The organism is Labedella phragmitis (assembly GCF_004078635.1).
In the GTDB taxonomy this organism is placed as follows: Bacteria; Actinomycetota; Actinomycetes; order Actinomycetales; family Microbacteriaceae; genus Labedella; species Labedella phragmitis.
On sequence record NZ_RZNB01000004.1, the window covers coordinates 296,178 to 310,348 of the forward strand.

Below are 14,171 nucleotides of genomic sequence, written 5' to 3' on the forward strand. Positions count from 1 at the left end.
TCACACTCCCCTGACGCGCATCGTGACACCGCCGCCCAGATCGATGAGGGTACCCGCGATGACGGGGGTCGGCTCACCGCCACGGAGCTTCTCCGGCGGACGACCGGGGACGATGACGATCGTGCCGTTCGAGGAGTGCAGATCCGTCACGACGACCGTGCCGCCCTCGACGCCGACGCGGACGTGATTGCGCGAGATGTCGTCGCCGACGAGCGTCACGAGGTGCGGGAGGGCGGAAGCCGGAACTCCCGCGACGCTCGGCGCCCGGCCGAGCACGACGGGGACGTCGAGCGGCTGCCGGGACCCCGATGGCAGTTCGAGCTCGTAGCGCTGCACCGCGAACGACTGCGGGACCGCAGCGGGGACGTGCGCCCCCTGGCGGGCCGCGCGCAGGTCCTCGGCGAGCACGGTGAGCCCGTCGTGGTCGCCGAGGGTGTCCGCCGGCACTGGAGCGTCGGAGGCACCGGGCGCGGGCGGGAGCAGTGGTGCCGACGGAAGCGACGGCGCAGGTGCCAGGGGCGGAGCGGGCGGAGCGGGCGGAGCGGGCGTCCCTGCGGCCGCAGCGGCACGAGCCGCGCGGACCGCGCGCGACGGACGGGCGATCGTGTGACCCTCGATCGGGTCGTCGTCGATCGGGTCGTCGTCGATCGCGTCGTCGTCGAGGGAAACGGGCACCGCTGGTCCCGCGTCATTGCCAGCGGTCGCCTGCTCGACGTGGCGCCCTGCGCCCCGTTCTCCGTCCAGCGCTACGTCCCGCTCGCCGTTCGGCACCGCGTCCCGCTCGTCCTCCTTCACGGAGATGCGCGACACCCAGACGGAACCGGCGTCGAGCTCGAGATCGACCACGGGGGCGCCGGGGTCCCCGAGTTCGAAGGTGACGGCTGTCGCGCCGTCGATGTGCCGCTCCGTCCAGCTCGCGAAGCCGCGCGCTTCGACGCTCTCCTCACCGGCTCGGGTCGACACGAGCGCCCGGCCTTCACCGCGCGCGACGATGCCGACGCCGTCCTCCTCGAGGCGACCGGGCAGCCAGAACGCGAGCACGAACGACGGCGTGCTCGTGAGCCCGGCCGACGTGAGCGCGTCGAGGAGCCCCTGCACCGTCGAACCTCCGCGGGTGAGCGCGACGAGCGGCTCGATACGGTCGCTCGTGAGCTCGAGACGCACCGCGAGCAGGCAACCGGGTGCCGCGACGGCGAGCCACTCGGGCGCGACGGTCGGGCTGTAGCGGAATACGGGCATGCGTCAGGACCTCATGTTCGGGGAAGCGTCTCTTCCAGGACGCCGAGCGGCCTGTCGTCGTGGTAACCGGGGCTCTGCGGTCCCGTCTCGGTGCTCACGGCGTCGACGACGACGACGGTGACATTGTCCCGCGAGCCCTGCCGGATCGCTCGTTCGACGAGCGCGGACGCTGCGTTCTCGACGCCCGCGTCGAGGTCGCCGACGATCTCCGCCTCCGACACGTCGCGCGTGAGCCCGTCCGAGCAGATCACGAAGGTCTGGCGTCCCGAGACGGGGATCAGCCACACGTCGGGGTCCGCGTCGTCCTCGACCCCGACGGCGCGCGTCACGACGTTCCGATCGGGATGGGACGCGGCCTGCTCGCGCGTGATCGATCCGTCGTCGAGGAGTTCCTGAACGGCGGAGTGGTCGACGGTCACCTGGCGGAGTCCGCGCTCGTCCCGCAGGTAGACGCGGGAGTCGCCGATGTTGAAGACCATCCAGTGCAGGTCGATCTGCGTCGAGAGACTCACGAGAGCGACGCCGGCGATGGTCGTTCCGGCGATGCCGCCCCGTGTGCTCCACGACCGCACCGTGGCGTTCGCCGCCGTGATCGCCGTGAAGATCGCTTCGGGCGCGGTCGGACGTCCGGGGCGCACGCTCAGACCGAGCTGCTCGACCATCGCGCGACTCGCGAGGTCGCCGCGGTGGTGACCGCCGAGGCCGTCTGCGACGGCGAAGACCGGCGCGGCGCTGAAGAGGCTGTCCTCGTTGACCGCCCTGACCGGTCCGGTCTCGGATCTCCCCGCGGCGGCGATCGAGATCTCCGACCGTTCATCGGCGATCAGGATGCGATTGTCCACGCGAACGTCCTTCCCCGGGCCTCGGTACGACAGCGGACCCGTCCGCCACGCTACTCGACCCCTGCCGCGACTCGCGATGGGGACGGCTGCCCATCGCCCGGCGGCACCTCGGTGCGATCGATCAGGCTCGAGCGGCGGGTCCGGCCTCGAGCACGCGCTCGTACTCCTCGCGCGCCTCGATGTTGCGCGCGCGGACGGATCGCCCGCGCTTCCCCACCCACACGCCGAACCAGATCGGGACCTCGCGAGCGACGATGAACGCGAGGACCGCAGCGGGCGTGAGGGCCTGCGCGAGCAGGAACGACGGCACCTGGGACGGAGCGACCTCGAACGCGTTCTGGATGAGAGCGCCACCGAGCGCTCCGGCATAGGTGATGATCGCGACGACGAAGCCGCCGATCACATAGCCCCACCAGGGTGCACGAGTGAGCACGACGATGAGCAGCACCCAGGCGAGGAAGAACACGATCACGGGCACGAAGAAGGCCGCACTCGTGAGGATCGTCATCGCCGAGGCGGCGTAGTCGACAGCTGTCCCCGACAGAAGCGGGGTCAGCAGGAGGGCGACGAAGTACAGCGCACCGAAGACGGCCGTCGCGAGGACGCCGACGAGAACGCCGAAGCCGCGGTTGCCCTTCTTCTTGGGAGGCGCCGGGGCCTGAACGTAGACGGGGCGCTGCGCGGCACCGTCGGAACGGTCGGCGGCGTCGCGATCCGACGCCGTCCGGGTGTCGACGGCGCGGTCGTCGCGATCCCTCGCGATGCGTTCGGTCGTCGACGACCGGTCGCGATCGGCCTCGTGCGTCGACGCGGCGGATCCCGCGGATCCCGCGGCGACAGCGGCGACCGCAGCCGCCCCCGAGCCGGATCCTGCTCCGGAACTCGCGGGTGAGGGGTCGCCGAGGGCCTGCGGCGGGTACGGGTGGAAGTCCTCCTCCGGAGACGGCTTCGTGAGGGGCCGCTCGTCGGCGCCGGGTTCGGTGTCCGGCTCCTGATACGCGCCGTAATCGACGACGATCTCCTCCCCGCCGGGACCTTCCGTCGCGGGCGACGGCTCGGCGTCCGTCGCCCCGATCGGGTAGGGCTCGCGCTCCTCGCCGGACAGGTCGTCGTTCGACGAGAGTGCGGAGGTGGAGGCGGCGGAAGCCGAGCCGTCGTAGACGTCAGCCGGACTCGTCGGCTGGACGGGCTCCGCCGGGACCCCAGGGTCAGCGGGAGCCGCACCGTCGATCGAGTGGCTCGGGTCGGCGGCGACCGCAGCGACGTCGTCTCGGTTCACGTCGTCACCGGCGTCACCCTGCACCGTGCTGTCATCGGAGCTGGGGCCGTCGAGGATGATGCCGTCGTGCGACTGCTGGTCCTCATGGGGCGAAGTCTCGTGGTCTGGCGTGTTCGACGTCATGGCGGAGCTCCCGTTCTGCGGCGAGCAGGTCTTCTGCTCGGGCATGACTCTAACGCGGGACCCGGCCCCCGGCCGGGTGGCACGCGGGACTCGGCCGAGCCCGTCGTCGACCGGGCGTCATCCCCTCCGCGCGGAGAGCCTCACTCCGCGGCGGGCCAGAGGGATTCGACGATGTCCTGGGTGTACCGGTCCGGCGCGAAGTTCACCCAGTGCGTCGCGATCCACACGCCACCGCGGACGAAGTGCGATTCACCCGTGCGGTAGGTGCCGAGTTCGTCCGTCACTGTCTCGCTGTCGATGCAGCGCTTCCCTTCGGATTCGTCGTAGCACTCGTAACCGAGCGAGTCGAGCTGTTCGAGGACCGCCGCCGCCGTGTCCGACGACACCTGCGTGATGTTCGTGTTGAGACCGTACTCCCCCGCGAAGCCCCAACTGCACTTGAAGGTCGTACCGTCGGTGATGAGGGCGGCGAGGACCGGATCGGTCGAGCCGAGGCTGTCCGTGACGGAGTCGTCGTTGAGGGGCAGGCCCGTCGACTCGAGGTACTCGTACATCTCCGACGAATAGATCTGCGTGCATTCGGTGGGGCGCGGGGCGGCCGGCGCGGCCTCCGCCGTCTGCGCCGGAACCGGCCGCGAGCCGTCGCCGACGGCGGTGCCCGTGTCGGGACGCGTCGGACTCGCCATCCCGGCGCCGTCCATGTGCGTCAGCAGCGCGAACACACTGCCGGCGAGCAGCGCGAGGACGGCGGCGATCGCGATGGCCGAACCGATCCACAGGCGGCTGCGACGAGGGGTCCCACCGTCGTCGCGCGCATCGGCGGTCGACGGGCTGTGCTCATCGACGGCGTCGGGATGCGTCATGACTCCTCCTGGGGGCTTGGGCCACTCCTCGATGCTACCCGTCACGAGATCGGGGCGGCCGTACCGCGCTGCGGGGTGGCTGCGTGTTCGCCCGTTACTCCGCGGCCGCTTCTTCTGCTCCCGCCGCGCCGAGGAGGACGTAGGCGAAACCCGTCGAGGTCGCTGTGAACGAGCCGGTGTCCTCGTCGGAACTGACCTGGAGCGACGTGACGAGGAACAATCGTTCGCCGTGCTGGAGCCGATCGACGAAGTCGAGGACGTCCTCGTTGGAACCCGTGACCGCGACGGAGACCTGCATGGAGTAGAAGTTCTCCGGCGTGATGAGGGGATCCGTGATCATCGGAGGACCGGTGGGTTCGGCGGGAGCCGGTTGCTCCTCGGCCCCCTCCTCTGCTTCCTCCGTGTCCCCTTCGTGGGCACCCGAGTCCGGTGGCACGTCGACGACCGGAGGGGTGTACGCGACGAGCGGCGACGTCGTCACTTGCGTGACCGTCGTGCCGCTCGCCGCGGCGAGGGCATCGAGCTGGTCGAGCAGGAGCGACGACTCCGACGTGACGGGGATCGACGTACGCAACGCGTCCCGGTCCTCCTCGAGCGCGTCGAGGCCCCCGAAAGCCGTCTCCAGACGAGCGACGGTCGCCTCGGTTGCGGCGTTCTGCGCGTCGACGCCCCGGCGTTGCTCATCCGTCGCTCGCATCGCGACGAGTTGCGGCTCGACACCGACGAACCATCCGAGCACGAGCACGGCGACGGCGACGATGGCCGTCCCGATGATCCAGAGCCTCTGCGCGTTCACTCGCCCGCCTCCGATCCCGCCTGGCCCTCGCCGACCTTCTCGTCGTCGGGCGTGAATCGTTCGGACCAGGCGCCCTCATCGATCTGCATGGTCACCGCCGACGTGTACAAACGGCTCTCCTCGTCGAGCGACACGGAGGCGGGGGTGGCTCCGACATACCCGGGCAGGTCGGCGAGACCGTCGAGCCACGACGTCACGTCCGGAAGAGTCGCGCTCACCGCCGAGAAGGTGAGCGTCGCGACGCGCGGCTCCTGCAACGGCTCGTCCGACTGTGCGAACTCGCTGAGCGGCGATGCCGACTCGATCAAGACCGACATGACGACGACGTCGGCCGGGAGCTTCGACTGGACGCTCAGAAGGTAGTCCTTCCAGAGGATCTCAGTCGACGCTCCGACCTTCCGTCCGCTCTCGATGAGGGCGATCTCCTCCTGCACCCGGCGCACCTCGATGTACTTCGCCTGCTCGACGAGCAGATCCGCCGTGCGAGCTTGTGATGCGAGGAGCGCGAACTGACTCTGCACGTTGAGCCACGTCGCCCCTCCGGCGGCGAGACCGACGACGAGCAGCACGCCGAGCAGACCGAGCAGCAGCCGACGACGGGTCTTCTTGGCCTGATGCTCCGCGACGATTTCGGGCGGGATGAGATCGGCGCGTGGACGGCGACCGACCGCGAGTTCCTCGACGGCGCTCCGGGGGCTCATGCCGCTGCCCTCCCCGCGTGGGCGTCCTGCACGCCGACGGCGAGCCCGAGCGCCACCGTGAACTCCGCCTGCCGGGCATGCAGCCCTTTGGCGTCTACGCCGCGCGCGATCGCAAGACCGGCGAGCACGTCCACCGGAGCGACCGGCAGACGCGTCAACTCGGCGAGCGCCTCCGGCAGTCCGCGGAGGAAGGACCCTCCCCCGCACAGCTGGATCCGCTGGAGGATGGAATCGGGCCGAGTGTGCGTGAAGTAGGCCACCGTGTTCCGGATGCTCCCGAGCAGATCGCTCGCGACCTCGTTGATGATATTCATCGCCGGCACGTGCCACGGGTCAACGACCCGCGTCGTCAGACCGACGAACCGCTTGAGCGTCTCCGCCTCGCCTCGCTCGAGTTCGAGCCGGAGCTTCAGAGCCTCGGTGACGTCCTCACCGCCCGACGGGATGATGCGGAGGAACTGGGGAACACCACGCGTCGAGATGACGACGGTCGTGGCCGTCGCGCCAATCTCGACGACCGCTTCCGTGACGATCCCTGCACCCTCCGACGCGGCCGTGCCCAGGAGGAGGCGTGAGAGCGCGAAAGGAACGAGGTCGACGCCCGAGGTGGTGAGTCCCGCGAGTTCGACGGCTCGAACGTTCCCGAGGACGGCCTCCTTGATCGCGGCGATCAACAAGCCGTTCACGACCGGGCCCGAGTCCGACATCGCCTCGGAGATCGGGTAGAAATCGAGTAGAGCCTCCTCCACCGGCACGGGGAGATGATCCTGGACCTGGTACGGGAGCGACTCGCGGATTCGCGTGATCGACATACGGGGAAGGGTCAGGTCACGGGCGAGCACACGCTGGTTGCCCATCCCGATCACGACCTCCTTGGAGCCGAAACCCGCCGTCGACCACAACCGTTTGAGGGACGAGGCGACGGTGCGCTGCTCGATGACCTCACCGCGCGCGACGGCGCCCTCCGGCAAAGGAATCTCTCCGAAACGCAGCACGGTCGGTCGCGCCTTGTCCGGGTCCTTGAGTTCGACGGCGCGAATGGCGACGCTGCCGATGTCGATGCCGACGACGCTCGATGCCATGGTGTGTCTCCTGAACTGTGGTGCTCGTGGTGCGTGGTGGACGCGGGCGCTCGGTGCGCTCACGCCAAGCCGAGGGATGAGAGATAGACGGTGGCGACGGGTTCACCGGCGACGGCGCCGATCCATGCCCCGAGGAGCATCCAGGGGCCGAACGGAATCCCCGACCCGCGTCGAGCGCGACCGGTCACGAGCAGGCTGACCGCGAAGAGTCCGCCCGTCAGGAACGCACCGAACGCGCCGACGATGAGTTGTGGCCACCCGAGCCACGCGAGCGCGAGCCCGAGCACACCCGCCAGTTTCACGTCGCCGAGCCCCATCGCTCCCGGCTTGACGGTCGCGAGGATGAGGTAAAAGACCGCGAGCACGGCGGCGCCGATGACGGCGCGCCCGAGAGCCTCCGGCCGCCCGTCCAGGAGCGCCGATGCCCCGAGGAGGACCGTCAGCACGACGTAGGCCGGGAGCACGATCCGGTCCGGGAGACGATGGAGGTCGAGGTCGATGAGGCCGAGCGCGAGCGACACCGCCGCGAGGTAGAGGAAGGCGACGAGGCCGAGGCCCGAGGCGACGATCCCGCTCACCGTCTCCGTGAGCCCTGTGACGGAGGTCCACCACCCGGCGACGCCGATGAAAGCGACGCCGCCCGCGAGCTCGACGAGGGGGTAACGCACGGAGATCGGCTCGCGGCACGCGCGACACCTGCCGCCGAGCACGAGCCACGAGAGCACGGGAACGTTGTCGTACGGCTTGATGTCCGCGCCGCAGCCGGGGCACGCACTCGGCGGGTTCACGACGGACAGCCCGTTCGGCACTCGATAGACGACCACGTTGAGGAACGAGCCGATCAGCAGTCCGAAGACGCCGACGAGCACGGCACCCACCACAAGGAGAGGGACGAGGTCCACCTGAGTCATGCCGGGCTCCCGTCGGGCTTGAAAGCAGACTTGACCTCGACGATCTCCGAGACGCCGTAGGTCGTGGTCGCCGGCGAGAGGAACTTGGGTGGTGCCAGGTACTTGAAACGCGGGTCGTACGAGTAGTTCTTCAGGTAGCCGCTCTGCACGCCACCCGCTCCGTCGGTGGTGGCGACCGGGCCCCGGAACTTCTGGGCGATGGACCCCATCACGGTGAGCGTTCCGAAGGACGCGCCGCGGTCGTAATTCTGCACGATGAAGGTGTGCAGAACCGAGAGGATCGCAGCATCGATCCGCCGATCCTTCGTGGTCGAGATGTTCGCGTAGGTTCTGCACGTCGTATTGCGACCGTATTCGTCCTTGTTCCAGACCGAGCAATAGACGGGTTTGTGCACCCACACCGAGTTCTCGCCGACCAACCCGAGGACATCGTCGGATGCGCTCTCGTAGGTCAGGTCTCCGGTGACGTAGATGTAGTTCTGGGCGGCAAGGGTCACTCGGCCGTCGAGCACGCCCTTGACGTAGAGGTCGCCGTTCCGACACCCGTAGTGCGCCGGTGACGCGTATGGCACCTGTTCGTTGGCGGCGGGGTGTTTCTCGGTGCCGAAGGTCCACTGGTTGCCGGAAGAGGAGCACGTGAAGTTGCTGGCCGTCGTCGAGATCGGGATGTTCGGGTTGCCCGCTTGATTCGGCACGTTCTGGACGTAGATCAGGTTCTGGTCAATCACGGGGATCGTCGCACCGTCGAGGGAACCGAGCTGTCCGGTCTGGTTGCCGGGGGTGCCGCAATCGGTGTTCACGACGGCACCGGAGGCCGGCGAACCCGACGTACGCGTCGCTCGCGTGAACGGTGACTTCACGTTCATCATCCCGTCCGCGGTGAATGTGATGATCGTCGGACCGCTGTAGAGGCAGCCGGGGCGCGGCACCGTGCTCGACATGAGGTCACCACGCGTCTCACGGAGCATCTCCGCGTTCGACTCCGGCATTTTCGGGGCATCGCTGTGCTTAGGCGCTACCGCGAAGACCGGAGAGCCAGAACAACCGGAGGCAGTCGACCGCTTGTAGAGCGGCGCAATTCGGTTCTCCGTCGTGAACGTACCGTTGAAGCGCGTCGCACCGCAGGTCAAGACGGTGTCCTTCGAATGGAACGGACCGTTGATGACGTCGTTGGCGGCGAACTGGATGTTCTGACACCCGCTCGCGTGGGTGTTCCCCGGCAGCTGGTGCGCGTAGGTGAGCGGGCACCAGGAGTTCGGGCGCAAAATGGGATCCGTCATCTCGAAATCGGTGTAGTAGAGGTAGTCGACGAAGCCCTTCTGCTTCACGTTCACGACGATCGAGCGGACACTGTCGCCGACTCGACCGGAGGAGCGGATCCGGAGACTCCCGGCCGTCGCGTAGGAGGAGTTGTCGACCTCGTACCGGTACTGGGCCCCATTGGAGCTGCCCGGCACGCTCGCCCACGTCCCAGTCGTGCCGATGCCGAAGGCCGGATTCTCCTGGGCCGGCAGGACCAGCGTGCTGGTGCTGCTGAAGGCGGCGTGGGGGTTCCCATAACGCGAGTACGACGTGTCGTTCGACAGTCGCGACTGGTAGTCGTCGACCCCGGCGTATGCGGCCGCAATGGCGGCGCTCCAATCCGCGTCGTGCGAGGACTTCCGGGTTCCACTGACCGCGACCGCTGTGGCCGTCGCGACGAAGATCATCAGGACCATTCCGATGATGATCGTCATGGCGAGCGCAGCACCGTCGTCCGCCCCTTCTCGCCACCGACCCAGAGTCGTCCTCAGCCGGTTCACGGGATCACCCGGGTTCGACCGAGGTTCGGGATCGCCACCGTGTTCTCGAGCGCGACGCGAGAGCGGGTGTCGGTGGACGAACCCTGGATGGTGAGAGCGATGGACACGGCGCTGACGGACGCGAGGACGTCCGTACTGATCACACCGCCCGACGGCACCGCGATCGGATGCCCCGCCTTATCGAGATAGGTGAACAGCGGCGAACCGGTCTCGGCCGCCGGGACGAGCGAGGTGGCCAGCTCGCGCCTCGAGGTGGGATCGGGCGGAAAGTTGTAGAAGTCACCGTCCGGTGGGCCGGCCTCCCACGTCGTCTCGATGAGGTCGGTGCGCTCGACTGAGTACTGCACCTTCACCGGCTTCTGGTCGCTGTTCTGGAGGTTGACGTAGGCGTACATCGTGAACGAGTCCGGCGCGATCTGGACGAACGCCGGTCGTGGGACCATTTCGTTCTTCACCGGGTAGGGGGTGCCGGCCCGCACCATGCGCGTTAACTGGTTCATCCCGTTCGACGCCATCCGGGTGTTCGTGTCCGTCGCCGACGAGACCGACATGGCGCGGACGGAGCTGATGAAGAGGTTCGCGATGAGGGCCGAAATGATCCCCAGCACGAGGATCCCCACGACAAGTTCGACGAGGGAGATGCCCTCGTCGCGTTGCGCGACGCGCCGGACGCTGACCATTCGCGCCGCGACCGCCCGGACGACCATCGACGGGTTCACGGCACGACCACCTTCCGCGGGTCCAGGGTCAGGACGCCGTCGTTGAAAAACCCTCCGGTGAGGGGGGCCACCGCTGATCCGGGAATCACGCCGACGGTCCCGGACGGCGTCGTCACACTCCAGGTCCCGAACGGCAGGACGAAATCCCGAAACCCGGAAAAAGAACCGAGCGAGTACTCCATGGTGGTGCCGCACGTCGGAGAGTCGGCGACGGGGGCGATGCTCTTCGCGGTCACCGTCGCCGTCGACCCGGCGGGCATCGTCACCCTCACCACGGCGACGGGGACCGACACGGTAGTGGAGGTGCCGCGAGCCGTCGCCGTCGGAGGGATGACCCAGCCGTCCTTCGTGACGCCGTCGGTTCCCGTCGCCGGAGGCCAGCGAGACGGGTCGATCGCGTCGCAAGACGTCGCGGCACCGGATTCGATGGCCACCGTGCCGGCCATAACCGTGTAGCCGGCCTCGGCAGGGAACATCCGAACGGTCGACTGAGGCGAGCTCGAGAGGTAAGTCCCTGCTGTGCTGACGTAGCTGACCCCGAGCCCGGAGGGGATGATTGCGTTCGGGCTCGCGCTGCGATCGAGCGCCGGCGTGATGGCGATGGCTTGGTCGTAAGCGAACAGCACCGAGGTGGCGGCTCCCCGAACCACGGCCTGATCGCGTTGGACGGAGATCGCTTGGTGCGTGCCCGAGACGTAGCCCGTTCGCTGGATCGTGACGTCGTAGTTGCCGGGCTTCACTTCGAGGGCATAGGAGCAACCGCTGCTGTTGGTGACGGGAACCGGCTCTGTGAGCGTCGCCGCGGTCCCCGGGGTGGCCGACGGCGTCACCGAGACGGTGATTCCCTCCGCGCCGGACCCGTCGGCGCGCGTCACCTGAACGACGACCGTGCCGAGCGTTTCATCGTTGATCTTCGACGACGGCGCGATGATCGTGTCTGAACGGACCGTGCGCTTTGCGTCTCCGGAGCCCCAGGAGACCTCGACGTTCACCTGCTGATGCAGCAGGACACCGTCTCCGGCGCCGCAATCGGTCGAGTTCAAGCCGGTGTTGATCCATTTCGTCGTGCGAGTGACCGTGTAGGGGATGCCGCCGACCATCTCCGTGCGCGGCTGCGCCGTCGAGATCGAGAACACGTCTCCGACCGACCTTACGAAGTCGATCTCCTGGGCGGCGAGGTTCGCAGCGGCGGCACGGCCCCGGGAGTCGTGTGTGGACTGCAACGTCGCGAGGATCGAATAGGCGACCCCGAGCGACAGGATGGCGAAGACCATCATGGCCACCACGAGTTCGACGAGGGTAAGTCCGTCGTCGGCGCTCGCGCGACCCGCTGAAGAGACGGGTGCCACGGGGAGGAGCTTGCGCATTCTTCTCACGGGGCACCTCCTCGACTCAGGTGAATGGGGAGAGCGGAACGGAGATCGGCAGCGGCACCTCTCCCCGAGGTGCCGCTGTCGCGTGGTTGTGGTGCTGTTGGTTCGTGTGCTGCGGTGTGAGGGTCGGGTACTCACGCAGGTGGTTCGGACAGAGACCGGTGGGACGCCGAACGAACGGCGCCCCACCGAGTGACTGATGGTGAAGGGTTAGGACGAGGGCGTCGTCGTGCCGGTGGTGCCGCACTTACCGGTGGCGACGCCCGCGTCGGACTTGATGTTGAACCACTTCTCGTCAGTGGCCGCGCCATCTCGTTGGGCCTGGATGCAGAAGGCCTCAGCGCTAGGGGTTCCGCCGAAGGTAATCGATGCGTCCTTAGTGTCAGCGGAGTCCGTGAAGCCGTACTCCTTCAAGAGCTTGGCGTCGTCCGTGTTGGTGAAGCTAGGCGTCGTCGACTTCTCGGTGTAGAACGCGGTGACGGCGATCTTGGCGTTCGTCAGGTCCGACTTCACAGCCGAGTCCTTCGCGTTCTCCTGAACACCGATGTAGATCGGGATGGCGATGGCGGCGAGGACGCCGATGATGATGACGACGACGAGGAGCTCGATGAGCGTGAAGCCCTTGTCGCTGTCCTTGAGGGCGGCCTTACGTGCGGCGAGCGCCGCGGTGATACGAGCAACCATGAGGGGTTCCGTTTCTTGGTGATGTGCGTGCAGGGTGTGGGTCGTAAGGCCGGGTTTTCCTTGACCCTGGACGATGTTAGAGGCGGAGAACCGGTCGTGAAGACACACCAACGGGGGTGAAAATCCCCCGGTCGTGACCCCAATGTCGGGGTGGCGACACCTCCCGGCGTACACCGAACTGGGGGCACGTGTCCCGTGGTTGGGGGGTGTATCGCCTCATCTGGGAGATCACCTCCGTATCGGGTGGCGGCGTGCAGAATGCCCGCCGGAGAGGCACACGACAGCAGATCGATGGGAGCCGCGGTGCGCGACTGCGGCACGTTTCAATGCGATCACGAACACCGACGAAGGGCGTGATGGTCGCCTCAGGGCGGATCGGGCTCGGTGACGTACGTGCGCCCCGCCGGACTCGTCCAGGACAGCACCGCCGTTCCGTGGTGGGGAGCGCCTCGCACTCGCTCGACGCTCCAGGCCGTCTCGTGTTTGAGGTGATGGTGGTTGGCGCAGAGGGCCGCGAGATTGTCGTGGGCCGTCTCGCCGCCGTCCGCCCACGGGACGGTGTGGTCGAGCTCGCAGTCCCGCGCGACGCGATTGCAGCCCGGAAAGCGGCACCGGCCGTCGCGCAGGCGGACGAACCTCTTGAGGTCCGTCGGGACGGCGTAGGAGTCGCGCCCGACCGACAGGACGACTCCCGTCTCCGGGTGCGTGAGGATCCTCGTGAAGCTCGGCGCCCGCGCCGCGAGCCGTCGGGCCGTGTCGGCGGGGATCGGGCCGTACCCGTCGAGGACGGCGGGCTCCTCGCTGGCCCCGAGAAGCGTCAGGACCGGCACGGTGACGTGGACGGTGGGCCGGATGACGTCCGCTCCCGACACGGCCTCCGGAGCGCCGCTCAGCAGGAGGTCGCGAGCGATGTCGGCCCGTGTCTGCGGGAGCGTGCGGCCGCTGCCCCGCGCAGCACGGCGACCGAGTCGCGTGAGCGTGTCGTACACGGCATGCGCCTCCTCCGCCGGAAGGTAATGATGCAGCCACGCCATGCCGTCGTCGGCATCCTCCAGCACGACCCGTCGCTCCGCCGCCGCCCACCGCACCCGCACCTCGATGGACTGCGGCAGCAACCGCTCACGAATGACACGCGCCCGCCGCTTCAGACCTGGCGGGTTCGTCGTCTCGGCGAGAGGCACACTCTCGTTCTCGAATCGTTCCAGGCGCCTCTCAGCATCCCGCGGATCGGCGTCGGTCGGGTGAGCGCCCAGACCGATGCTCTGCTCGATCAGGACGCGCGCGTGTCTCTCCCCGATGCGCCCATCAGCGAGAGCGGCCAGTGTGAGGGGCAACCGCCGCACGAGTCGCTCGGCCTCGTCGAAGTCACGCGCGACGACCCGCTCCGACTCGTGTATCGCCACGGCGACCTCGGCAACGAGCGCGCGATGCGCCAACTCGGCCCGCAGCCCCGAGTCGAGCGCCGGGGGTGGGGCCCAGCGACCACCCGGCGCGACGCCGCCGAATCCGACGACTTCGGACTCGACCTCACGAGAGCGCAACTCGACGAGCACGCGCGCCTGCAACGCGGCCTCGCGTGAGGCCGCCGCGCGGCTCGCGATGAGCGCGTCGAGCAACACCGCCCGCGAGGCGGAAGCGAGGTCGTCGGGATCCATGACGGCATGGAATCACACACCACCGACATCCGGATCATGTCCGCTATCGGGTCTTTTGTCCCTGTGGACGGGTCATCCCGATAGCCGCTGTGGACGACGATC

The 14,171-nt window shown here is 68.3% G+C and carries 13 protein-coding genes; all 13 read right to left on the minus strand.

Annotated features, from left to right (window positions below):
- The gene (locus ELQ90_RS11825; RefSeq protein WP_128495480.1) at positions 1 to 1,239 is read right to left on the minus strand and encodes an FHA domain-containing protein; all 1,239 of its coding nucleotides are present in this window, start codon (positions 1,237 to 1,239) and stop codon (positions 1 to 3) included.
- 11 nt (positions 1,240 to 1,250) lie between these two features.
- Positions 1,251 to 2,081: a PP2C family protein-serine/threonine phosphatase gene (locus ELQ90_RS11830; protein WP_243696147.1), complete on the minus strand. Its 831-nt coding sequence runs from the start codon at positions 2,079 to 2,081 to the stop codon at positions 1,251 to 1,253.
- A gap of 121 nt (positions 2,082 to 2,202) precedes the next feature.
- On the minus strand, positions 2,203 to 3,528 hold the full coding sequence (locus tag ELQ90_RS17025; protein WP_243696148.1) for a hypothetical protein: 1,326 nt from the start codon (positions 3,526 to 3,528) through the stop codon (positions 2,203 to 2,205).
- Between the two features lie 95 nt (positions 3,529 to 3,623).
- Positions 3,624 to 4,346, minus strand: a complete 723-nt coding sequence (locus tag ELQ90_RS11835) for a hypothetical protein (protein ID WP_128495482.1) — start codon at positions 4,344 to 4,346, stop codon at positions 3,624 to 3,626.
- Between the two features lie 94 nt (positions 4,347 to 4,440).
- Positions 4,441 to 5,142, minus strand: a complete 702-nt coding sequence (locus tag ELQ90_RS11840; protein WP_128495483.1) for a hypothetical protein — start codon at positions 5,140 to 5,142, stop codon at positions 4,441 to 4,443.
- A complete protein-coding gene (locus ELQ90_RS11845; protein ID WP_128495484.1) occupies positions 5,139 to 5,843 on the minus strand; it encodes a hypothetical protein in 705 nt (234 codons plus the stop codon). Before ELQ90_RS11845 ends, ELQ90_RS11840 begins: the two co-directional genes overlap by 4 nt.
- Positions 5,840 to 6,925: a type IV pilus assembly protein PilM gene (gene pilM / locus ELQ90_RS11850; RefSeq protein ID WP_128495485.1), complete on the minus strand. Its 1,086-nt coding sequence runs from the start codon at positions 6,923 to 6,925 to the stop codon at positions 5,840 to 5,842. The genes ELQ90_RS11845 and pilM overlap by 4 nt, the downstream gene beginning before the upstream one ends.
- A gap of 59 nt (positions 6,926 to 6,984) precedes the next feature.
- Positions 6,985 to 7,836, minus strand: coding sequence for a prepilin peptidase (locus tag ELQ90_RS11855; protein ID WP_128495486.1), 852 nt, complete (start codon positions 7,834 to 7,836; stop codon positions 6,985 to 6,987).
- Positions 7,833 to 9,572 carry a hypothetical protein gene (locus ELQ90_RS11860; RefSeq protein ID WP_128495487.1) on the minus strand — a complete coding sequence of 580 codons (1,740 nt, stop codon included), beginning with the start codon at positions 9,570 to 9,572 and terminating at the stop codon, positions 7,833 to 7,835. The genes ELQ90_RS11855 and ELQ90_RS11860 overlap by 4 nt, the downstream gene beginning before the upstream one ends.
- 62 nt (positions 9,573 to 9,634) lie before the next feature.
- Positions 9,635 to 10,357 carry a type II secretion system protein gene (locus ELQ90_RS11865; protein ID WP_128495488.1) on the minus strand — a complete coding sequence of 241 codons (723 nt, stop codon included), beginning with the start codon at positions 10,355 to 10,357 and terminating at the stop codon, positions 9,635 to 9,637.
- Positions 10,354 to 11,724 carry a prepilin-type N-terminal cleavage/methylation domain-containing protein gene (locus ELQ90_RS11870; RefSeq protein ID WP_424980816.1) on the minus strand — a complete coding sequence of 457 codons (1,371 nt, stop codon included), beginning with the start codon at positions 11,722 to 11,724 and terminating at the stop codon, positions 10,354 to 10,356. The genes ELQ90_RS11865 and ELQ90_RS11870 overlap by 4 nt, the downstream gene beginning before the upstream one ends.
- Positions 11,725 to 11,940: 216 nt before the next feature.
- Positions 11,941 to 12,414, minus strand: coding sequence for a type IV pilin protein (locus ELQ90_RS17120; protein ID WP_128495490.1), 474 nt, complete (start codon positions 12,412 to 12,414; stop codon positions 11,941 to 11,943).
- A gap of 365 nt (positions 12,415 to 12,779) precedes the next feature.
- The gene (locus ELQ90_RS11880; RefSeq protein WP_128495491.1) at positions 12,780 to 14,069 is read right to left on the minus strand and encodes an HNH endonuclease signature motif containing protein; all 1,290 of its coding nucleotides are present in this window, start codon (positions 14,067 to 14,069) and stop codon (positions 12,780 to 12,782) included.
- Positions 14,070 to 14,171 lie beyond the last annotated feature (102 nt).